Here is a 22,601-nt window from a genome sequence, read left to right on the forward strand (position 1 = left end):
TCACTTGAACGTCTTGCGCGGATCGAAGGCGTCGCGCACGGCTTCGCCGATGAAGATCAGCAGCGACAGCATGATCGCGACCGAGAAGAAGCCGGAGAAACCGAGCCAAGGCGCCTGCACGTTGGACTTGCCCTGCGACAGCAGCTCGCCGAGCGACGGCGAGCCGGGTGGCAGCCCGAAGCCGAGGAAGTCCAGGGCCGTGAGCGTCATCACCGACGAGGAAACGATGAACGGCAGGAACGTCATGGTCGCGACCATCGCATTCGGCAGCAAATGCTTGAACATGATCACGGCGTTCGACACCCCAAGCGCCCGTGCCGCCTGGATGTACTCGAAATTGCGCCCGCGCAGGAACTCCGCGCGCACGAGTCCGACCAGCGACACCCAGGAAAACAGCAGCAGGATGCCGAGCAGCACGAAGAAGCCGGGAACCAGCACCGACGAGAGGATCAGGAGCAGATAGAGCGCTGGAATCGCCGTCCATATCTCGATGAAGCGCTGGAACAACAGGTCGACCCAACCGCCGAAATAGCCCTGCACCGCGCCGGCTGCGATGCCGATGAGCGAGGAGACGATGGTCAGGCAGAGGCCGAACAGCACCGAGATGCGGAAACCGTAGATCATCCGCGCCACCACGTCGCGGCCCTGATCGTCGGTGCCGAGCCAGTTGTATTCGAGATCGCGGCAGCTCTTCAGCCCCTTCTTCTCGACGACGGATTTGCATTGCGCTTCCGTCAGCATCCAGGTCGGCGGCGACGGGGCCGGCGTCGGCAGATCGAGGTTATGGGTGTCGTAGGAGTAGCGGATCAGCGGCCAGACGATGCTGCCGCCCTTGTCCTTGATCAGCTTCTGCAAATAGGGATCGCGATAGTCGGCTGCGGTTTCGAAATCACCGCCGAAAGTCGTCTCGGAATAGGTGACGAAGGCCGGCCAGTAGAGATGACCGTCAAACTTGACCAGGAATGGCCGGTCGTTGGCGATCAGCTCGGCGAACAGCGACAGCACGAAAAGGACCAGGAAGATCCAGAGCGACCAGTAACCACGCCGGTTGGCCCTAAAATTCTGCCAACGCCGCCTGTTGAGCGGCGATGGCACAAACGGCTTGCGCGTGATCGGCACGGCATCGCCGAGCGGCGACTTTGCGGTGGTTTCGATCGGGGTTGGGGCGGCCAGCGTCATCAGACCTCTCGCGCCTCGAAATCGATCCGCGGATCGATCCACATATAGGTCAGGTCGGAGATGAGGTTGACCACGAGGCCGACGAGCGAAAAGATGAAGAGCGTGCCGAACACCACGGGGTAGTCGCGATTGAGAACGCTCTCGAAACTGAGAAGTCCGAGCCCGTCCAGCGAGAAGATGGTCTCGATCAGAAGCGAGCCCGAGAAGAACGCGTGAATGAAGGTGCTGGGAAAGCCCGCGATGACGATCAACATCGCGTTGCGAAAGACGTGGCCATAGAGCACCCGGTTTTCGCTGCAGCCCTTCGCGCGGGCAGTCATCACGTACTGCTTGCGGATTTCGTCCAGAAACGAGTTCTTGGTCAGGAACGTCATGGTGGTGAACGCGCCGAGCCCCATCGCGATCAGCGGCAGCGTCAAATGCCAGAAGTAATCGATGATCTTCCAATACCAGGGAAACTGCGACCAGCCGTCTGACGTCAGCCCGCGCAGCGGAAACCAGTTGAAGAACGAGCCGCCCGCAAACAGGATGATCAGGAGGATCGCGAACAGGAAGCCGGGTATGGCGTAACCGAGCACGAGCACGGTCGACGTCCAGGTGTCGAGGCGCGATCCGTCCTTGACCGCCTTGCGGATACCGAGCGGAATCGAGATCAGGTAGGTCAGGAGCGTCAGCCAGATGCCCAGCGAGATCGAGACCGGCAGCTTCTCCTTGACCAGCTGCAGCACGCTGACATCGCGAAAGTAGCTCTTGCCGAAATCGAAGCGGGCGAAGTTCCAGACCATCAGCGCGAAGCGTTCCGGCGCCGGCTTGTCGAAGCCGAACTGCACCTCCAGCTTCTTGATGAAATCGGGGTCCAGCCCCTGCGCGCCGCGATATTTCGAGTTGATGGCGTCGCCACCGGCACCCAGCTGACCGGGCGCGCGCTGTGCAAAGTCACCGCCGCCGGAAATTCGCGAGCTGCCACCGGTGTCGGCACCCGAAAGCTGTGCGATGACGCGCTCGACCGGACCGCCCGGCGCGAACTGCACGACGACGAAGGAGACGAAGAGGATTCCGAGCAAGGTCGGGATCATCAAGAGAATGCGGCGGGCGATATAGGCGCTCATGTTTATTTCGCCTGCTCGAGCTTGGCCGCCTTGGCGCTATCATGCCACCAGATTTCGGGAGCGCCGACGCCGTTGGCATAACGTGGCAGCTTCTGCAGATGAGCGAACTGGTCCCAATAAGCAAGCCGATGCGTCTTGTTGTACCATTGCGGCACCCAGTAACGGCCGGCGCGGAACAGCCGGTCGAAGGCGCGGCAGGCGAAGGTCAAATCTTCGCGGTTGTCGGCCGCCATGATCTTCTCGATCATGGCATCGATCGCCGGGCTGGCGACGCCCGCAAGATTGTACGAACCCTTGGTTGCCGCGACCTGCGAGGAGAAGAACGAGCGCATGGCATCGCCTGGCGTCGCCGACATGCTGAACCGCTGGATCGTCATGTCGAAGTCGAAATCTTCCTGGCGCGCCTTGTATTGCACGGCGTCGACGAGACGCACGCTCGCTTCGATGCCGAGCGTGCCCAGGTTCTTGATGTAGGGCGCGTGGTGCGGCTGAAACGAAGGCTCGTCCAGCAGGAACTCGATCCTGAAGACGTCGCCATTCGGCAGCACCCGCTTGCCGTCCTTGATGGGCACGCCGGCCTCGGTCAACAATTGCTGCGCCTTGCGCAACAGGTTGCGGTCCTGCCCGGAGCCGTCCGACGTCGGAGGCGTAAACGGTACGGCGAACACGTCGTCGGGAACCTGGCCGCGAAACGGCTCCAGCAGCTTCAGCTCCTCCGGCGACGGCGGCCCATTGCTTGCCATGAGGTCCGAGTTCTGGAACGGCGACACCGTGCGAGCATAGGCGCCGTACATGATGGTCTTGTTGGTCCATTCGAAGTCGAAGGCATTGATCAAGGCCTCGCGCACGCGCGGATCCCTGAACTTGTCGCGCCGCGTGTTGATGAACCAGCCTTGCGCGCCGGACGGCGTGTCGTCTGGAACGACTTCCATCTTGACGCGCCCGTCTTTGACTGCGGGAAAGTCGTAGCGCGTCGCCCAAATGCGCGAGGTGAATTCCTCCCGATAGAGATAGTTCTTGCCGGTGAAACCCTCGAACGCGACATCGCGGTCGCGATAGAATTCATAGCGCACGACATCGAAATTGTAGCTACCGCGGCAAACCGGCAGGTCGGCAGCCCACCAGTCCTTGATGCGCTCATATTCGATATAGCGGTTGACCTCGAACTTGCCGACCTTGTACGGGCCAGAGCCGAGCGGAATATCGAGCGACGTTTCATCGAAGGCGCGAGACGCATAGAACGTTTTCGAGAAGATCGGCAGGCTCGCGACATAAAGCGGCACGTCGCGCGCCCGCCCCTTCGCGAAGGTGACGACCAATGTCGCATCGTCGAGAGCTTCAGCGCTGACCATGTCACGCATCTGCACGACGATCAGCGGATGCCCCTTGGACTTCAGCGCCGTCAGCGAAAACGCGGCATCATGCGCCGTGAGCTTCGTGCCGTCATGGAATTTCGCCTCCGGCCGCATCGTGAAGCGGTACACCAGTCTGTCCGGCGATATCTGAACGGATTTGGCGGCAAGCCCGTACATCGCGTCCGGTTCGTCATTGGCGCGCACCATCAGCGGCGCGAACGTCATGTCCATGCCTTGCGCACCGTCACCCTTCATGATGAAGGCGTTGAGCGAGTTGAAGGTCTGGTAGGACTGGTTGTAGGCGCGCACCGACGGGATGAGAGAGAATGTTCCTCCCTTCGGCGCGTCCAGATTGACGTAATCGAAATGGTGGAAGTCGGCGGGATATTTGAGATCGCCGAACGCCGAGATGCCGTGCACCTCGGCCTGCAGTTCCGACGCCGCCGCGCCGCGCGACAGGGCGGCGCTGAGTGCGCCGCCGGCCCCTAAGGCCAGCACATGCCGGCGTGAAAGCTGCGCCATGCGCAATTGCTTCCTCAAGAGCGTTTTCCAATGCGCGCGGCCTTGTCCGCGTCGTACCACCACAATGTCGGCAGACCGGACCGGCCGTATTTCGGCATCGGCTCGGCATGGCCAAAGCGGTCCCAGCGGGCATAGCGCGCAAAGCCGTAGGTGAATTGCGGCACGAGATAGAAATTCCACAACAGCACGCGGTCGAGCGCGTGTGTCGCCGCGACCAGCTCGCCGCGGTTCTTGGCGTAGATCAACTTCTCGATCAGCGTATCGACCGCGGGGTTCTTGATCCCGATGGTGTTGCGTGCGCCGGAAGTGTCGGCGGCCTGCGAGCCCCAGAACTCGCGCTGCTCGTTGCCGGGCGAGAGCGACTCGCCCCATTGGTCGATGATCACGTCGAAGTCGAAGCTGCGCAGCCGGTTCTGGTATTGCGCATCGTCGACGACGCGGATCGAGGTGCTGACGCCGATGCGCTCCAGCGACGGCTTGTAGAACAGCGCGATACGCTCGGACGACGGATCCTGCACCAGGATCTCGACCGTGAGCGGCTTGCCGGAGCTGTCGACCAGCTTGTGGTCCTTGACCTCGAAGCCGGCCTCCTTGAGCAGCTTCGCCGCCTCGCGGAGATTGGCGCGCACGGCTTCCGGATTGCCGCCGACCGGATTCTGGTACGCCGTGGTGAAGACCTCCGGAGGCACCTTGTCCCTCACGGTCTCCAGGATCTGCAATTCCTCGCCCTGCGGTAGGCCGGAGGATGCAAGATCGGTCCCTTCGAAATAGCTATTGATGCGCTTGTACTGCCCGTAGAAGAGCTGCTTGTTCATCTCCTCGAAATCGAAGGCGTAGTTGAAGGCGCGGCGAAGCCGGGCGTCCTTGAACTGATCGCGTCGGATGTTGAAGATGAAGGCCTGCATGCGGCCGGAATCGTTGATCGGAAACTCTTCCTTGATCACACGCTTCTCGGCCACCGCCGGGAAGTCGTAGGCGGTCGCCCATTGCTTGGCGGAGTTTTCCGCGATCCAGTCGGCCTGATCGGCCTTGAACGCCTCCAGTGCAACCAGGTTGTCACGGAAGAATTCGAAGCGCAGCTCGTCGAAATTGTTGGTGCCGATCTGGCTCGGGACGTTGGCGGCCCAATAGTCCTTCACGCGCTCCAGCTTGATCGAGCGGCCGGCCTGGAATTCCTTGATCTTGTAGGCACCGGAGCCGAGCGGCGGCTCCAGCGTGGTGGCGCCGACGTCGCGCTTGCGGCCCTGCGCATCGGTGCCTTCCCACCAATGCTTCGGCAGCACCGTGAGCTCTCCAACGATGGTCGGCAATTCGCGATTGCCCGGTGCGTCGAAAGTGAACTTGACATCGCGCTCGCCGCTCTTCTCGGCCTTGACGACGTGACGGTAGTAGGACGCGTACATTGGCGACTGCTTCTTCAGCGTCTCCAGAGAGAAGATCACGTCCTCCGGCGTCACCGGCTTGCCATCGTGCCAGCGCGCTTCCCTGCGCAGACGATAGACCACCCAGGAAAAATCGTCCGGATGCTGGGCCGATTCGGCGAGTTCGCCGTATTCGGTGGCGACCTCGTCCTGGGCGCGTGTCATCAGCTGTTCGTAGACCATCGCCGCGGCCGGCGCGAGCGAGCCCTTGATGCCGGCGACCGCGAGGTTGAAATTGTCGAAGGTGCCGATCGAGATCAGGCGCGCAACACCGCCCTTTGGCGCGTCCGGATTGACGTAATCGAAGCGCTTGAAGTCGGCGGGGTACTTGATGTCGCCGAATAGCGACAAGGCATGCCGCCAGGGCAGCTGGTCACCGGCGGATTGCGCCGCCGCCGCGCCGATGACGGGAACACCCCCAGCGGAACCAAGGGCGGGCAGCGCTACAGCAGCGGTGCCGGTGAGCAGGAGATCGCGTCGGGTAATGGCCAAATCAACATTCCTGGTCTTGAAGGAGGTTACCCCTTTAAGTGCTCAATATAGGCGAGGTTTCGACCGAATATGTTGCTTTTTCCTCATCTTGGAAGGCCGGATGGCCTGTCGGATGCGGCCAAACGCCCCGATAACAACGCCGCGAGGCCCGGATAACGAAACGGCCAGGCTTTTCAGCCTGGCCGCATAGTCCAAGACAGGTTTTTGACGCCCTTACTTCGACGCGGTCGGCAGCGGCTTCGGGCTGTCGGAGAGGCTGTTCAGATAGGCGATGACGTCGGCGCGCTCGCTATCCTTCGGGATGCCGGCAAAGCCCATCGCGGTGCCGGGGACAGCCGCCTTGGGATTGGCAATGAACTTGTTGAGCGCCTCGAAGTCCCAGGTACCGCCCTTGCCCTTCATCGCGGCCGAGAAATTGAAGCCGCCACGGCCTTCGCCGACATGGTCGCCGACGACGCCAAAGAGGTTCGGGCCGACGCGATTCGGGCCGCCCTTCTCGAAGGTGTGGCAGGCGCCGCACTTCTTGGCGGCGGAAGCGCCTTTCTCGACGGAGGCCGTCTGAAGCAGCTTCTCGATCGGCTCGGAGGCCGCGGCGGCAGCGCCACCTTCCTTGCCGTGGCCGGCATCTTCCTTCACGGCGATCTCGAAGCCCGGCTTTTCCGGCATCTTGGGCGAGAACAACGCCTGGGCGGTGAAGCTCGTCACCAGCAGAATGAGGCAGGTGCCGAGCACGGCACCGAGAATCTTGTTCAGTTCAAACGAGTCCATTTCCGGCCAGGCCCCACACCACAGTAAGGAAATAGCGGCCGGGGGGCCGCCAGGACGAGCCTCGGGAGAATCAAAACGTTCCTTGTTGTTTCCCCGAGTTTTGCCATTGAGATATCGGTTTGCCCGGGGTCTGGCAACCCGTATAAGCGACCCGGCTTCGAACCCGTCCCCACCCCATTTCTCGGCGCGGAAAACGCGCCGTTTCCAGGCCCTTGAACCCCAGCTCCTTGAACCCAAGCTCCTTGAACCAATGACCGATCCCCGCATCCTGGTGCTGATCCCGGCCCGCATGGCCGCCACCCGTCTGCCCGGCAAGCCGCTCGCCGATATCGCGGGCCTGCCGATGATCGTGCATGTGATGCGGCGCGCCGAGGCCGCCGGCATTGGCCGGGTCGCGGTGGCAACCGATACAGCCGAGATTGCGTCCGTCGTGACTGCCCATGGCGGCGAGGCCGTGATGACGCGCGCCGAGCACCCCTCCGGTTCGGACCGCATCCACGAGGCCATGCAGAAGCTCGATCCCGATGGGAAGGCCGAGATTGTGGTCAATCTCCAGGGCGATTTCCCGACGATTGCGCCCGAGAGCCTGCGCGAGGTGCTTCCGCCCTTCGTCGATCCCGAGGTCGACATCGTGACGCTGGCCTCGCAGATCCACACCGAGGAGGAAGACCTCGCTCCCAGCGTCGTGAAGGCCGTCGGCACCCACATCGGCCCCAGGCGGCTGCGGGCGCTCTATTTCACCCGCGCCACCGCCCCTTATGGCAACGGACCGCGCTACCACCATATCGGCGTGTACGCTTACCGCCGCGCCGCGTTGGAGCGGTTCGTGTCCCTGCCGCCCTCGCCGTTGGAGCGCCAGGAGAGTCTGGAGCAGCTGCGCGCCATGGAGGCCGGCATGCGCATCGACATCATGATCGTCGACAGCGTGCCCCGCGGCGTCGACACGCCGCCCGACCTCGAAACCGCCCGCAGCATCCTTTCCAAATCCTGAGCCGCTGTTACAAGGCCCGTCATGAGCAAGATGAAGATCGCATTCCAGGGCGAACCCGGAGCCAATTCCCACATCGCCATCGTCGAGGCCTATCCCGACGCCGAGCCGATGCCCTGCGCCACCTTTGAAGACGCGCTATCCGCGATCTCGTCGGGCGAGGCCGACCTTGGCATGATCCCGATCGAGAATTCGGTCGCCGGCCGTGTCGCCGATATCCATCATCTGCTGCCGGCCTCCGGCCTCTTCATCATCGGCGAATGGTTTCTGCCGGTCCGGCATCAGTTGATGGCGGTGAAGGGCACCAAGCTCGAGGACATCAAGAGCGTCGAGAGCCATGTCCACGCGCTCGGCCAGTGCCGGCGCATCATCCGCAAGCTCGGCATCAAGCCGATCGTGCACGCCGACACCGCCGGCAGCGCCCGCGACATCTCCGAGCGCAAGGACAAGACCGTTGCCGCGATCGCCTCGCGCCTCGCCGCAAAGATCTACGGTCTCGACATCCTCGCCGAGGATATCGAGGACGAAGCGCACAACACCACCCGCTTCGTGGTGCTGGCGCGCGAGCCGAAATGGGCAGCGCAGGGCTCGGGTCCGCTGGTCACGACTTTTGTATTCCGGGTACGCAATTTGCCGGCCGCGCTCTACAAGGCGCTCGGCGGCTTTGCCACCAACGGCGTCAACATGACCAAGCTCGAGAGCTACATGGTCGACGGCAATTTCTTCGCCACGCAGTTTTATGCCGACGTCGACGGCCATCCCGAAGACAAGGGCCTCGCCTTCGCGATCGAGGAGCTTAAATTCTTCTCGCGCGAATTCCGCATCGTCGGCGTGTATCCGGGCCATCCGTTCCGAGCGACGTTCAGCGAGACGCAGCAGGATTGATCTCGTGTCCCGGACGCGCGAAGCGCGAGCCGGGACACAGAAAGCAGCACGGGAAGGCGCAGTGACATGGGCCCCGGCTCAGCAGCGCACCGCCAAGTGGCGCTGCGTCCGGGGCATGAGAGTGTTTACGCGGCTGCTCTCAGCCCGAACGCATCCGCCAGCAGCGAATACGACTTTTTCCGCGCGTCGTGGTCATAGACCGCGGTAATCACCATCAGTTCGTCCGGCTTGCTCGCGTCGATCAGCGGCTGAAGTTTTTTCTGCACCGTCGCCGGATTGCCGACGAACAGGCGCGAGCGGTTGCGGACAATCGAGGTCCGCTCGGAGTCCGTATAGGGATAGGCCAGCGCTTCCTCGACACTCGGCAGCGGCAGATACTGGCCGCGGTCACGGCGCAGGCGGTTGAGGTCGAAAGAACTCGCGAGCCTTTCTGCCTCTTCATCGGTGTCGGCAGCGATAGCGGCGACTGCGAGGATCGCGCGCGGGCTCGCGCTCCAGGCCGAGGGCTGGAAGCGGTTGCGGTAATGCACCATCGCATCGATCGCGTCATGGGACGCAAAATGATGGGCGAAGGCGAAGCCCATGCCCACTTGCGCAGCCAATTCCGAGGAATAGTCGCTGGAGCCGAGCAGCCAGATCGGCGGCAGCGGCGTATCGTCGGGCATCGCGACGACGTTGTTGTAGGGGTGCCCAGATGGAAATTCGCGAGTCTGCCACAGGATCAGTTCGTGCAGCCGCTCCAGAAAATCGTCGCCCTCGCGGCGGTCGAGCCGGCTGCGCAGCGCGTAAGCGGTAGCGCCGTCGGTGCCGGGCGCGCGGCCGAGGCCGAGATCAATGCGGCCGGGAAACAGCGCCTCCAGCATCTTGAAGCGTTCAGCCACGACCAGCGGGGCGTGGTTGGGCAGCATCACGCCGCCAGAGCCGACGCGGATGTGTTTCGTCACCGCCGCGATCTGCCCGATCATGACGTCGGGCGCGGGGCTCGCGACCGAGGCGAGGTTGTGATGTTCGGCGAGCCAGTAGCGGACATAGCCGAGCCCATCGACATGGCGCGCCAGATCGATGCTGTTGCGCAGCGCCGCGGCGGGCTTCGTGCCTGTGGTGACGACGGAGAGGTCGAGGACTGAGAGCGGGATCATGGCGGGCTAACGTAGTGGAGGGCTGCGCGCCGGCAATGGGCCGACAGCGCAGGTCTGGCGTGTGCGGGCCGCGAGCCGGCTTGCCCGGCGGTGTCAGAGCGTTGGGACAAGAATTCTATCATGATACGAGATTCATTTTGCCCACCGTCGCTTTTCGCCATCTCTAATCACCTTAATTTATATAACTAACTGAATTTTATAACTTAAAGATCAATTCAACAAATTCCCACTACAAGCCGAAACGGCGCAATATTTAGCCATTTTAATCGTTTAGTGGGCTATTTCCCACGATCGATGGGCTGTCGAGAAACCTGTCTTTGCCCTATCTTAGCCTCTTCCAATCTAGACCTGACCGCCGGCCGCCAAAATCTATCTGGAATGAGTGGTGCCATGACCGAGTTTACGACGCCTGCCCAAGCCGACGGGCAAGACGGGCACCTGAAGCGGCCTGCGATCTCGTTCGAGTTCTTTCCGCCCAAGACGGAAGATATGGAGCGGAACCTCTGGGAGACCATCAACCGGCTGGCGCCGCTCGACCCGAAATTCGTCTCGGTGACCTACGGCGCCGGCGGCTCGACCCGCGAGCGCACCCATTCCACGATCGCCCGCATCCTGAAAGAGACCGCGCTGCTGCCGGCCGCGCATCTGACCTGCGTCGGTGCTTCGCGCGGCGAGATCGACGAGATCGTCGACCGCTATCACGAGGTCGGCGTCCGCCACATCGTGGCCTTGCGCGGGGATCCCGTCGGCGGCATCGGGACGCCCTATTCCAGCCATCCCGACGGTTACCAGAGCTCTGCTGACCTCGTCGCGGGGATCAAGAAGCGACACGGCGATATCGAGGTCTCGGTCTCGGCTTACCCCGAGAAGCACCCCGAAGCGCGCGACTTCGACGCCGACATCGATACGCTGAAGGCCAAGGTCGATGCCGGCGCGACCCGCGCGATCACGCAGGTGTTCTTCGATAACGACCTCTACTTCCGCTATCTCGACCGCGTCCGCGCGCGTGGGATCAACATCCCGATCGTGCCGGGCATCATGCCCATGCACAATTTCAAGCAGGCCCGCAATTTCGTCACGCGCGCCGGCACATCCGTGCCGGACTGGCTTGCGGTGAAATTCGACGGCCTCGACGACGACGCCGAGACCCGCAAGCTGGTGGCCGCGACCGTTGCCGCCGGCCAGGTGCAGAAGCTCGCCAAGCGCGGCGTCGACACCTTCCATTTCTACACCATGAACCGCGCCGATCTCGTGTTCGCGATCAGCCATTTGCTCGGCATCCGCGCCAAGAGCGCGCAGAAGGCGGCTTAAGACACAATGACCGTAACTCCCTCTCCCAAGCGAACTGCCCTGCTCAATGCCGCGCGCGAGCGCATCCTGGTGCTCGACGGCGCCATGGGCACGATGATCCAGAACCTCCAGTTCGACGAGGCCGCCTTCCGCGGCGAGCGCTTCAAGGATTTCCACCGCGACCTGCGCGGCAACAACGACCTGTTGATCCTGACCCAGCCGCAGGCGATCGAGGACATCCACGCCGCGTATTTGCGCGCCGGCGCCGACATCGTCGCGACCAACACGTTCTCTACCACCTCGATCGCGCAGGCCGATTACGACCTCACCGACATCGTCTACGAGATGGCGCGCGAAGGCGCCCGCCTCGCTGGCAATGCCGCCCGCCGCGTCGAGGCCGAAGACGGCAAGCCGCGCTTCGTCGCCGGCGCCATCGGTCCGACCAACCGCACCGCCTCGATCTCGCCCGACGTCTCCAACCCCGGCTACCGCGCCGTCACCTTCGACGACTTACGCAAATCCTATGGCGAGCAGATCAACGGCATGCTCGACGGCGGCGTCGACCTGCTGCTGGTCGAGACCATCTTCGACACACTGAACGCCAAGGCGGCGCTCTACGCGATCGCCGAGATCACGGAAGCGCGCGGCATCGACGTGCCCGTGATGGTGTCGGGCACCATCACCGACAAGTCCGGCCGTCTCCTTTCCGGCCAGATGCCGGAAGCGTTCTGGAATTCGATACGGCACGCGAAACCCGTCACCATCGGCTTCAACTGCGCGCTCGGCGCCGAGGACCTGCGCGCACATATCGCCGACATCGGCCGCGTCGCCGACACTCTCGTTTGTGCTTACCCGAATGCCGGTCTGCCCAACGAATTCGGCCAGTATGACGAGACGCCGGAATACATGGCACGCCTGGTCGGCGAATTCGCGGCGTCCGGCCTCGTCAACATCGTCGGTGGCTGCTGCGGCACCACGCCGGAGCATATCGCAGCGATTGCCGCCGCCGTTGCCCCGCACAAGCCGCGCATCGTCCCGGAGATCGAGCCTCGCCTGCGGCTCTCCGGCCTTGAGCCGTTCATCCTGACGGACGCGATCCCCTTCGTGAACGTCGGCGAGCGCACCAACGTCACCGGCTCGGCCCGCTTCCGCAAGCTGATCACCGCCGGCGACTACACCGCCGCGCTGCAAGTCGCGCGCGACCAGGTCGAGAACGGCGCGCAGATCATCGACGTCAACATGGACGAAGGCCTGCTCGATTCCGAAGCGGCAATGGTGACCTTCCTCAACCTCGTCGCCGCCGAGCCCGACATCGCCCGCGTCCCCGTGATGGTCGACAGCTCGAAATTCTCGGTGATCGAGGCCGGCCTGAAATGCGTGCAGGGCAAGCCGGTCGTCAACTCGATCTCGATGAAAGAGGGCGAGGAGAAGTTCATCCACGAGGCCAACATCGCGCGACGCCATGGTGCCGCCGTGGTGGTGATGGCGTTCGACGAGGCCGGCCAGGCCGATACGTTCGCGCGCAAGACCGAGATCTGCAAGCGCGCCTACGACATCCTGGTGGACCGCGTCGGTTTCCCGCCTGAGGACATCATCTTCGATCCCAATATTTTTGCGATCGCGACCGGCATCGAGGAGCACAACAATTACGGCGTCGACTTCATCGAGGCGACGCGCTGGATCCGCAAAAACCTGCCGGGCGCGCACATCTCGGGTGGTGTGTCCAACCTCTCGTTCTCGTTCCGCGGCAACGAGCCGGTGCGCGAGGCCATGCACTCGGTGTTCCTGTATCACGCCATCAAGGCCGGCATGGACATGGGCATCGTCAATGCCGGGCAGATGATCGTCTACGACGACATCGATGCCGAATTGCGCCAGGTGTGCGAGGACGTCATCCTCAATCGCGATCCCGGCGCCTCCGAACGCCTGCTGGCGCTCGCCGAAAAATTCCGCGGCAACAAGACCCAGACCAAGGAAGCCGATCTCGCCTGGCGCGAATGGCCGGTGGCAAAGCGTCTGTCGCATTCGCTGGTGCACGGGATCACCGAGTTCATCGAAGTGGACACCGAAGAGGCCCGCAAGGAGTCGAAGCGCCCGCTCGACGTCATCGAGGGGCCGCTGATGGCCGGCATGAACGTGGTCGGCGACCTCTTCGGCGACGGCAAAATGTTTTTGCCCCAGGTGGTGAAATCCGCCCGCGTGATGAAGCAGGCCGTGGCCTGGCTGATGCCGTTCATGGAGGAAGAGAAGGCGCGCAACCTCGCCAACGGCATCGGCACGGAGGGCTCCTCGTCCGCCGGCAAGATCGTGCTCGCGACGGTGAAGGGTGACGTCCACGACATCGGCAAGAACATCGTCGGCATCGTGCTCCAGTGCAACAACTTCGAGGTCATCGACCTCGGCGTGATGGTGCCGGCGGCCAAGATCGTCGAGACCGTGAAGGCGGAGAAGGCAGACATCGTCGGTCTCTCCGGCCTGATCACGCCCTCGCTCGACGAGATGGCGTTCTTCGCCGGCGAATTGCAGCGCGAAGGCCTCAAGCTGCCGCTGCTGATCGGCGGCGCGACGACGAGCCGCGTGCATACCGCCGTCAAGATCGACCCGAACTATCGCGCCGGCCCCGTCGTGCACGTCAACGATGCCAGCCGCGCCGTTGGCGTCGCCTCGTCGCTGCTGTCTCCGGAGAAGCGCGTGGCCTACGCCGCCGACGTGCGCGCCGAATACGCCAAGATCTCCGATGCGCATCTCCGCGCGCAGGCCGACAAGAAGCGGCTGAAGCTGGATGTGGCCCGCAAGAACCGCGTGCCGGTCGACTTTGCCGCGAACAAGCCGGTGAAGCCGACCTTCCTCGGCACCCGCAGCTTTGACGAATACGACCTTGCCGAGCTCGTGCCCTATATCGACTGGACGCCGTTCTTCCAGACCTGGGAGCTCGCGGGACGCTTCCCCGCCATCCTCGACGACGCCAAGGTCGGCGAGGTCGCGCGCTCGCTCTACGATGACGCGCGAAAAATGCTGGACCTGATCGTCAAGGAAAAATGGTTCCGGGCGCGCGCCACGGTCGGCTTCTGGCCGGCCAATGCGCAAGGCGACGACATCGTGCTCTATGCCGACGAGAGCCGAACCAAGAGCATCGCGACGCTGCACACGCTGCGTCAGCAGCTCGAGAAGCGCGAAGGCCGCTTCAACGCGGCGCTCGCCGACTTCATCGCGCCTGCGGGCACTGGCGTGCCCGACTATATCGGCGGCTTCGTCGTCACCGCCGGCATCGGCGAGGACGTGATCGCCGACCGCTTCAAGATGGCCAATGACGACTACTCATCGATCCTGTGCAAGGCGCTGGCCGATCGTCTTGCCGAAGCCTTCGCCGAGCGGATGCATGCCCGCGTGCGCCGCGAGTTCTGGGCCTATGCGCCGGACGAGGCGCTGTCGACCGACGATCTGATCCTGGAGAAGTACGTTGGGATCCGCCCCGCGCCCGGCTATCCCGCGCAGCCCGATCACACCGAGAAGGCGACGCTGTTCGAGCTGCTCGATGCGGAAGCCTCCGCCGGCGTGAAGCTGACCGAGAGCTTTGCGATGTGGCCGGGCTCCTCCGTATCGGGGCTCTATTTCGCGAACCCCGAGAGCTATTATTTCGGCGTCGGCAAGATCGAGCGCGACCAGGTCGAGGACTATGCGGCACGCAAGGGCATGAGTGTGGCCGAGACCGAGCGCTGGCTGGCACCGGTGCTGAACTACATCCCGTCGCAGCAGACCGACAAGGCTTTCGCGGCGACGCCGGCGAACGACGAGACCCCAGCGGATCTCGCCTCGCATCCGCCCGGCTGCACCTGCGCGGTCCATCTGGTCTGGCAGAAGAAGCGCGCCGGGGCGGGGTAGACCGGCCTCCAGACAAAAATAAGAAAACAACCCCATGCACAGTAGAGATGGGGTTGAAAAGCTTGGGTAATTTCGGTCTTGCCGAAATCGGCTTGCTCCGTCGGGCAAAACACCTGTAATATTCCATCATCGCCTGCTGTGCGGGTTTGGCACGTCGTCCGATGCTGCATGCTCCAATCTCGTGTCCCGGACGCGGTGCGGCGCGAAGTGCCGCTCCGCAGAGCCGGGACCCAGCAGACAACAGCCGAGGATGCGGTGACATGGGCCCCGGCTCTGCAGCGCACCGCTAAGAAGCGCTGCGCTGCGTCCGGGGCACGAGAGCGGTTTCAGCTGTAGGCCCGCATGAGCAACTTGTCGGGGCCACAGCAGATCAGACGTACAACCGCCGCGGAAGCGAAACCGTCTCACCACTCACCGCGCAGCTTTTCTCTCGCGGGAACTCGCCACTTGTGAACTCGATCACTTGTCCCCTCAACCTTCGTTCGTTACTCTCTCGGCCTACTACCATCGAACCGACGGTTTGCTTGGGATCGAGCCTATGAAGCAGTTCATTGCACTGTTCGTCGCCGCGATCACGCTCGTCGTGCTGCCTGCGATTGCCGCGGCGGACTGTCCGAAAGGCTACGTGCCATGCGGCGAGCGAAATCAGTTGTGCTGCCCAGGCAGGTAGCCAGCCGCAAATGGCTTTGGCTTGGCAGTGGGGTGTTCGTCGCGATCGGCCTGGTGATGGTTGCCGCCTGGATCGGATTCCCGCGCAAGAAGCAGACGATCACGGCCATCCTCTCTGAAACAGGGTATTTCGAAGTTGTCCCGCCCAGCACGTTCGGCGGTCCCGGCACGATCAACACGATCGAATACTTAAGCAACGGCCGGCTGGAATTGCATCCGACCTGCGATGTCGATCCTGCGATCCTGACCGGCAAGATCCAGAAATCGCCGACCGTGGACCGCGACCTGAAGCAGTCGCTCGAGAAGAATCTCGACGTGTCCGCGCAGGTCAGGGACAAGCTGTCAGCCGTCGCCGGGATGCAGCAGGTCGACTCGATCCACCTCAAGCTCGAAAACGCCAACATCCTGCTGATTTCCGACGAGTCGCTGATCTCGACCCGGAACGCATTGCTCAAGGCCGAATGCGAGGATGCGGTCACCCAGAACATTTCGAGCGGCGGTGTCGTGTGCCAGACGCGGTCCGTGCTCGAGGCCGATGTCGTCTACGAGATCAAATATCACGACAAGATTTCGATGGAGGAGAAGGCCAAGCTGACATCCGAGATCGCGGCAAAGCTCGACCTGGAGGCGCACCAGGGCGGCGACGACAAGGTGTCGGGCTCTCAATTGTTCTTCGGCATCAGGCTGTCGCCAAATCCGATCGTCCTGAAGACCGCGACGGGCGAGATCAAGCCGTGTGCGCGGAAATAGAGCCGGGTTCGTAGCCGGCATCGAGCGCCTTGTCCGCCGAAGCTCGCAGAGCGAAGGCGGAAGCAGAATGCGGGAACACCGCCCCCGGATTTCGCTTCCGCTCCATCCGGGCTACGGCACCTCACCCTTTCGGCGGCGCCAGCGGCTGCACGATCTCCGGGAACGGCGCGAGCGCCTCGCAGCGCTCGGCATGTGCGCTGAGCACCGGATAGCGCACCGTGTCGAACAATTGCGGATGCGCCTCGCGGGTGAAGCGGACGACGCAGGCCACCACGATGTCGGCATGGCCGATGCGGTTCCCCAGCCAGTACGGCGTCGTCACCCTGGCGCGCTCGGCTTCAAGCACCTTCAACACGTCGCCGATCTGGGCCTGGCAGCGCTCGACCCACAGCGCGAGCTGCTCCTTCCGCAGCACGCGTTCATAGAGCAGGCTCACCGCCTTGTCGCCGAGGCCGGAGGCGAGCGCGCAGATGCGCAAATGCCGCCGCCGCTCGGCGCCGCTACGCGGCAGCATCGCCTTCTCAGGCCCGACAAGCTCATCGAGATAATCGAGGATGATCGTGCTCTCGATCAGCGCCTGGCCGTCGTCGAGCACCAGCGTCGGCACGCGACGCAGCGGATTATAGGGCACAATCTTGTCGGCGTCGCCGAAGGTCGACCACGGCCTGTGCTCGAAGGCGAGCCCGTAAAGCCGCAGCGCAATCGCGACGCGGCGAACGAAGGGGGAGTCGTATTGGCCGATCAGGAACATGGCTTTTGCTCGCTCTCCGGTCGTTGGACGCGGCGGGGGCCATTTACTTCATCGCCAACGCGAGCCCGCCGCAACAATTATCTTGGAAGGAGAGCATTGCGCTTTCCGCAACAAAACGGAATCAATGTGCAGCCGACCAGCCGGGAGTCTTGCCATGTATCTGCGCTCGTTCACCGTGCTTGCCCTGCTCGCCGCCGCAAGCCCCGCCCACGCGCAGGACCGCCCGATCGGATTCCAGACGCCGTCGAAGAACATCGCCTGCCAGTTCTTCACCGACAACGGCCAGGGCGTGCTCCGCTGCGACATCATGAACATGGAGACACGCCCGCGCCGGCCCGCCGATTGCGAGTTGGAATGGGGCAACGCCTTCGAGATGAGCGCAAAGGGAGCCGCGGGGCGCATCTGCGCCGGCGACACCATCATGGATCCGTCATTGCCGGTATTGCCCTACGGCGAAGTGTGGCAGCGCGCAGGATTCACCTGCCGGTCGGAGCAGACGGGGCTGACCTGCTTCAATGCGATGCAGCGCGGGTTCTCGCTGGCAAGGGCGGAGCAGAGGGTGTTTTGAGTGGATGTGGACGTAGCCTCCATGAAGCGCAACAAAGCCACCCACGCTCCTGTCATTGCGAGCACAGCGAAGCAATCCAGTATCCCTCCGCGGAGGCAGCCTGGATTGCTTCGCTGCGCTCGCAATGACGGTGTGGAGACAACCGCGTACTATTCGATAATCGGTATGTGTCTCGCCGCCGTCCGCGGCGCCGTTCCGTCGAGGCGCGGATCGTCGGCCACCTCGATCTGGCGGCGGAACGGGCGGAAGCCGGAGCGCTGGTAGAATGCGACGGCGGAGGGATGGTCGAAAGTGCAGGTGTGCACCCAGACACGGCGCAGCTCGCGTGACCATGCACGCTCGAGCGCGCGGTTCATCAGGAAGCGGGCGGCGCCCGTCCCGATCAATCCGGCGATGACGCCGAAATAGACCAGCTCGCACTGGCCGGCCTCGCGGAAATCCAGTTCCAGCAGGCCTTCGTCGCGGCCGTCCACGACCAGGGCATAGACCTCGACATCAGGCGCGTGGATGATTGCGGCGAGCTCCGCGTCGTCCATGCGCGGCCGCGAAAACCACAGCCATTCCTCGCCGACGCGACGATGAAGATCGCGATACCAATCAAGCGCGGGCGCGTCGGCCTTGCGCAGGGCCCACGCTCCGGGCGGATCGTCACGGCGCGCGGGAGGCGCGGTCATCTCGAGATGGGTGACGACGGCGGCGATCTTGCCGTTGGGCACATCGGAATAGCCGTCGGAGAGGATCATTCTTTGTTGCTCCGTTTCATGCGAGACTTTGACCCCGTCATTGCGAGCGTAGCGAAGCAATCCAGAGTCTTTCCGCGGACGCAGTCTGGATTGCTTCGTCGCTGCGCTCCTCGCAATGACGGTGGAGAGACAGCCGGGGTAGCCCGGATGGAGCGCAGCGTAATCCGGGGCCACTGTCGCTTGTGGCACCAATCCCGGATTACGCTGCGCTCCATCCGGGCTACAAAAATTCCCTACCCCTCGCCTTCGTCGCTCGCGAGCACGCCCTTCACCGCGCGCGCCCATCCTGCGAGCTTCCGCTCGCGCGTCGCTTGGCTCATGTTCGGCTTGAAGCGGTGCTCGAGGCGCCAATTGTCGGCGAACTTCGTCGGCTCGGGATAGACGCCGGCCGCAAGGCCGGCGAGATAGGCCGCACCCAGCGCCGTGGTCTCCTGGATCACGGGACGATCGACCGGCGCGTCGAGCAGGTCGGCGAGGCGCTGCATGGTCCAGTCCGACGCGGTCATGCCGCCGTCGACGCGGAGCACGACGCTGGCGGTTTCCGAGCTCGGCCAGTCCGCGCGCATCGCGGCCCAGAGATCAAAAGTCTGATAGCAGACGCTTTCGAGCGCGGCGTGGGCAAGCTCGGCCGGGCCGGTGTTGCGGGTGAGGCCGAACAGCGCGCCGCGCACGCGCGGATTCCAGTAGGGTGCGCCCATGCCGACGAAGGCCGGCACCAGATAGACGCTCTGCATGGAGTCGGACTGATCAGCGAGCGGTCCGGTCTCGGCGGCGTGCTTGATGATACCGAGGCCGTCGCGCAGCCATTGCACCGCGCTGCCTGCGACGAAGATCGAGCCTTCGAGCGCGTAGGTGCGTTTGCCGTCGAGCTGGTAGGCGACGGTGGTGAGCAGCTTGTTCTTCGACACCACCGGCGTCGTGCCGGTGTTGAGCAGCGCAAAACAGCCGGTGCCGTAGGTGGATTTCATCATGCCCGGGCGGAAGCAGGCCTGGCCGATGGTCGCGGCCTGCTGGTCGCCGGCGATGCCTGATATCGCGATGGCGCCGCCGAACAGCTCGGGCACGCTCTCGCCGAAACGGGCGGAGGAATCCCTCACCTCGGGCAGCATCGAGCGCGGCACGCCGATGATCTCCAGCAGCTCGTCATCCCACTGTCCGGTGTGGATGTTGAACAGGAGCGTGCGCGAGGCGTTGGTGGCGTCGGTGGCGTGGACCTTGCCGCCGGTGAGGCGCCAGAGCAGATAGCAATCGATGGTGCCGAACATCAGCTCGCCGCGCGCGGCACGGCCTCGCGCGCCGGGGACGTGATCGAGTATCCAGGCGACCTTGGTGCCGGAGAAATAGGGATCGATGATCAGGCCGGTCTTCTGCGAGATCACGCCCTCGCGGCCGTCCGCTTTCAGTTTCGCGCAGATGTCGGCGGTGCGGCGGTCCTGCCAGACGATGGCACGGTGCACGGCCTGCCCGGTGGCGCGGTCCCACACCACGGTGGTCTCGCGCTGGTTGGTGATGCCGATTGCCGCGATGTCCTTTGCGGTGATGCCGGCCTGCTCGATCGCGTCGCGGCAGACCATCACCGTCGAGGTCCAGATGTCTTCCGGCTCGTGCTCGACCCAGCCCGAAGCCGGAAAATGCTGCGGAAACTCCTGCTGCGCTTTTGCGGCGATCGAGATGTCGCTGCGGAACACGATCGCGCGCGATGAGGTGGTGCCCTGGTCGATGGCGAGGATGAAAGACATGGAAACTTGCCCTGGCGTTATCCCGGTGACGGGTCGTTACGTCGCGCCAAAGGGAGCGGATTGGAGGCGGAAGGTCAAGGCTGGCGGAGCCGCCTCCGTTCACCTCGCCCCGCTTGCGGGGAGAGGTCGGAATTCAAGCGCAGCTTGAATTCCGGGTGAGGGGGACTCTCCGCGAACTCATCGCCAGCCGTATGCGTGGAGACAGCCCCTCACCCCAACCCTCTCCCCGCAAGAGCGGGGCGAGGGAGTAGACCGCCTACACCGCCGCCGTGGTCACGCCGCCGTCGATCACGATCGTCTGCCCCGTCATGAAGCTCGAGGCGTCCGAGGCGAGATACGCGACCGCGCCCGCGATTTCGTCGGGCTCGCCGATGCGGCGGAGCGGCGTGGTGGCGGTGCGGCGCTTGAGGTTGGCTTCGTCCTCCCACAGCGCGCGGGCGAAGTCGGTCTTGACGAGGCCGGGGGCGATACAGTTGACGCGGACGCCTTTCGGGCCCCATTCGCCGGCGAGCGAGCGGCACAGCGCGAAGTCGGCGGCCTTGGAGATACCGTAGGCGCCGATCACGGTGGAGCCGCGCAGGCCGCCGATCGAGGAGATGATGATCACGGAGCCGTTGCCGCGCGCGGCCATCCCAGGGATCGCGAGCGCGGACAGCCAGATATTGCTCTTGACGTTCGAGCCCATGATCTTGTCGAAGGCTTCATCGGTGATGTCGAGCAGCGGGCCGTAATACGGGTTCACCGCGGCGTTGCAGACGAGGATGTCGATCTTGCCGTAATGCTTGATCGTGCCGGAGATCAGCGCCTCGACCTCGGCCTTGCGCGCGATGTTGCAGGGGATGACGGTGGCGTCACCGCCGGCAGCGATGATGCCGGCGGCGACGTCCTTGCAGGCTTCCGCTTTCCGCGATGAGACCACGACCTTGGCGCCGAGCTTTGCAAGCAGTTCGGCGGAGGAACGGCCGATGCCGCGGCTGGAGCCGGTCACGATTGCGACCTTGCCGGTGAGATCGAACGGGGTGTTCTTCATTGTTGTTGCTCCGCTGATTCAACGACCTCCGTCATTGCGAGGAGCGAAGCGACGAAGCAATCCAGAGTGTCTCAACGGAAAGACACTGGATTGCTTCGCTTCGCTCGCAATGACGAAGGAGAGACCTAGATCAACCCACCACCATCCGCGACGCGGCGCTGATGGTAGTCGGTGTCGCCGAACGAGTTCTCGATCATGGTGAGACGCTTGAAGTAGTGGCCGATCTTGGCCTCCATGGTCATGCCGATGCCGCCGTGGAGCTGGATCGCCTGCTGGCCCACGAACTTCAGCGACTTGCCGATCTGGACCTTGGCGGCGGCGATCGCGTTGGCGCGCTCCTTGGCGTCCTCGAAATCACCCGCCATGGTCGCGAACATCGACATCGAGCGGGCCTGCTCGGCGGCGACGAACATGTCGGAGGCGCGGTGCTGGAGCGACTGGAACGAGCCGATCGCGACGCCGAACTGCTTTCGCGTCTTGATGTACTCGACGGTCGTCTTCAGCGATTCATCCATCAAGCCGACCGCTTCGGCGCAGAGCGCGACGCGGGCTTCGTCGACCACCCGCTCGATCAACGCGAGTGCGTCGTCGGGATTCCCGATCGCGGCATCCGCACCGACTTCAACACCCGTGAAGGTGATGTCGGCGGCGTGCAGGCCGTCCTGCGTCGGGTATGACTTCTTCGTCACGCCCTTGGCGCTCGCCGGCACCAGGAACACACCGATGCCGCTCTTGTCGCGGCGGTCGCCCTTGGTCCGTGCCGTCACGATCAGCGTGTCGGCATTCTCGCCGTTGAGCACGACGAATTTTTCGCCGTCGATGACGTAAGCCTCGCCCTTCTTCTTCGCCGTCGTCGCGACGTCGAACAGATCGTAGCGCGAGTTCTTCTCGAGCTGGGCGAACGCGAGCGTCTTGCTGCCGTCGATGATCCCAGGCACATGCGCCGCCTTCTGCGCATCGGAGCCGGCGTGGCGCAGGAAGCCGCCGCCGATCACGACCGTTGCCAGATAAGGCTCGAGCACCAGCGCCTTGCCGAGCGCCTCCATCACGATCATGGTCTCGACGCCGCCGCCGCCGAAGCCGCCATCGGCCTCGCTGAAGGGCAGGCCGAGCAGGCCCTGCTCGGCGAGCTTGGCCCAGACGGCTTTGCTCCAGCCGCCCTTCTCCTTCATGTATTTCTTGCGGCTCTCGAAATCGTAGGAATCGGTCAGCAGGCCGTCGATGCTGTCCTTCAGGAGCCGCTGCTCCTCGTTCAGGTCAAAATCCATGTCTGTTTCCTCAAGTAACCAGTGTGTGCGTTGCGCGGGGCTCCCTCTTCACC

Annotated in this window: 18 protein-coding genes; 7 read left to right on the forward strand and 11 right to left on the reverse strand. The window is 63.7% G+C overall.

Annotation, left to right across the window (positions count from 1 at the left end; genetic code table 11):
- From AC1RR3_RS03805 to AC1RR3_RS03825, 5 genes are all read right to left on the reverse strand, one after another.
- A complete protein-coding gene (locus AC1RR3_RS03805) occupies positions 1-1,179 on the reverse strand; it encodes an ABC transporter permease (RefSeq protein ID WP_492819441.1) in 1,179 nt (392 codons plus the stop codon).
- Complete coding sequence (locus AC1RR3_RS03810; protein WP_492819443.1) at positions 1,179-2,288, reverse strand: microcin C ABC transporter permease YejB; 1,110 nt, start codon at positions 2,286-2,288, stop codon at positions 1,179-1,181. Before AC1RR3_RS03810 ends, AC1RR3_RS03805 begins: the two co-directional genes overlap by 1 nt.
- A gap of 2 nt (positions 2,289-2,290) precedes the next feature.
- A complete protein-coding gene (locus tag AC1RR3_RS03815; protein WP_492819445.1) occupies positions 2,291-4,165 on the reverse strand; it encodes an extracellular solute-binding protein in 1,875 nt (624 codons plus the stop codon).
- Between the two features lie 14 nt (positions 4,166-4,179).
- Positions 4,180-6,078, reverse strand: a complete 1,899-nt coding sequence (locus tag AC1RR3_RS03820) for an extracellular solute-binding protein (RefSeq protein WP_492819447.1) — start codon at positions 6,076-6,078, stop codon at positions 4,180-4,182.
- 213 nt (positions 6,079-6,291) lie between these two features.
- On the reverse strand, positions 6,292-6,846 hold the full coding sequence (locus tag AC1RR3_RS03825) for a c-type cytochrome (RefSeq protein WP_492819449.1): 555 nt from the start codon (positions 6,844-6,846) through the stop codon (positions 6,292-6,294).
- Between the two features lie 250 nt (positions 6,847-7,096).
- Between AC1RR3_RS03825 and AC1RR3_RS03830 the strand changes: the two genes are divergently transcribed.
- On the forward strand, positions 7,097-7,837 hold the full coding sequence (locus tag AC1RR3_RS03830) for a 3-deoxy-manno-octulosonate cytidylyltransferase (protein ID WP_492819451.1): 741 nt from the start codon (positions 7,097-7,099) through the stop codon (positions 7,835-7,837).
- A gap of 21 nt (positions 7,838-7,858) precedes the next feature.
- Positions 7,859-8,719 carry a prephenate dehydratase gene (locus AC1RR3_RS03835; protein WP_492819453.1) on the forward strand — a complete coding sequence of 287 codons (861 nt, stop codon included), beginning with the start codon at positions 7,859-7,861 and terminating at the stop codon, positions 8,717-8,719.
- A gap of 125 nt (positions 8,720-8,844) precedes the next feature.
- Here AC1RR3_RS03835 and AC1RR3_RS03840 read toward each other — a convergent pair whose 3' ends face one another.
- Positions 8,845-9,858, reverse strand: coding sequence for an LLM class flavin-dependent oxidoreductase (locus AC1RR3_RS03840; RefSeq protein ID WP_492819455.1), 1,014 nt, complete (start codon positions 9,856-9,858; stop codon positions 8,845-8,847).
- A 390-nt stretch (positions 9,859-10,248) separates the two neighbouring features.
- Between AC1RR3_RS03840 and metF the strand changes: the two genes are divergently transcribed.
- The 4 genes from metF to AC1RR3_RS03860 all read left to right on the forward strand — a co-directional run bounded on the left by metF (position 10,249) and on the right by AC1RR3_RS03860 (position 16,449).
- Positions 10,249-11,169: a methylenetetrahydrofolate reductase [NAD(P)H] gene (gene metF, locus AC1RR3_RS03845; RefSeq protein WP_492819457.1), complete on the forward strand. Its 921-nt coding sequence runs from the start codon at positions 10,249-10,251 to the stop codon at positions 11,167-11,169.
- A gap of 6 nt (positions 11,170-11,175) precedes the next feature.
- Complete coding sequence (gene metH / locus AC1RR3_RS03850; protein WP_492819459.1) at positions 11,176-15,030, forward strand: methionine synthase; 3,855 nt, start codon at positions 11,176-11,178, stop codon at positions 15,028-15,030.
- 538 nt (positions 15,031-15,568) lie between these two features.
- Entirely contained in the window at positions 15,569-15,700 is a 132-nt protein-coding gene (locus tag AC1RR3_RS03855; protein WP_492819461.1) for a hypothetical protein, read from the forward strand.
- Positions 15,682-16,449 carry a hypothetical protein gene (locus AC1RR3_RS03860; RefSeq protein WP_492819463.1) on the forward strand — a complete coding sequence of 256 codons (768 nt, stop codon included), beginning with the start codon at positions 15,682-15,684 and terminating at the stop codon, positions 16,447-16,449. The genes AC1RR3_RS03855 and AC1RR3_RS03860 overlap by 19 nt, the downstream gene beginning before the upstream one ends.
- A gap of 121 nt (positions 16,450-16,570) precedes the next feature.
- On the opposite strand, the gene AC1RR3_RS03865 is transcribed toward AC1RR3_RS03860, so the two are convergent.
- Positions 16,571-17,200 carry a glutathione S-transferase family protein gene (locus tag AC1RR3_RS03865; RefSeq protein WP_492819465.1) on the reverse strand — a complete coding sequence of 210 codons (630 nt, stop codon included), beginning with the start codon at positions 17,198-17,200 and terminating at the stop codon, positions 16,571-16,573.
- 154 nt (positions 17,201-17,354) lie between these two features.
- Between AC1RR3_RS03865 and AC1RR3_RS03870 the strand changes: the two genes are divergently transcribed.
- On the forward strand, positions 17,355-17,768 hold the full coding sequence (locus AC1RR3_RS03870; protein ID WP_492819467.1) for a DUF6636 domain-containing protein: 414 nt from the start codon (positions 17,355-17,357) through the stop codon (positions 17,766-17,768).
- Between the two features lie 149 nt (positions 17,769-17,917).
- Here AC1RR3_RS03870 and AC1RR3_RS03875 read toward each other — a convergent pair whose 3' ends face one another.
- From AC1RR3_RS03875 to pimD, 4 genes are all read right to left on the reverse strand, one after another.
- The gene (locus AC1RR3_RS03875; RefSeq protein ID WP_492819469.1) at positions 17,918-18,511 is read right to left on the reverse strand and encodes a GNAT family N-acetyltransferase; all 594 of its coding nucleotides are present in this window, start codon (positions 18,509-18,511) and stop codon (positions 17,918-17,920) included.
- A gap of 233 nt (positions 18,512-18,744) precedes the next feature.
- Positions 18,745-20,250: a glycerol kinase GlpK gene (glpK, locus tag AC1RR3_RS03880; RefSeq protein ID WP_492819471.1), complete on the reverse strand. Its 1,506-nt coding sequence runs from the start codon at positions 20,248-20,250 to the stop codon at positions 18,745-18,747.
- Between the two features lie 256 nt (positions 20,251-20,506).
- Entirely contained in the window at positions 20,507-21,280 is a 774-nt protein-coding gene (locus AC1RR3_RS03885; RefSeq protein WP_492819473.1) for an SDR family NAD(P)-dependent oxidoreductase, read from the reverse strand.
- 125 nt (positions 21,281-21,405) lie between these two features.
- Entirely contained in the window at positions 21,406-22,548 is a 1,143-nt protein-coding gene (gene pimD, locus AC1RR3_RS03890; protein WP_492819475.1) for a pimeloyl-CoA dehydrogenase small subunit, read from the reverse strand.
- Positions 22,549-22,601: the final 53 nt, after the last annotated feature.

The sequence above is a fragment of the Bradyrhizobium sp. GW821-FHT13H05 genome (genome assembly GCF_058804065.1).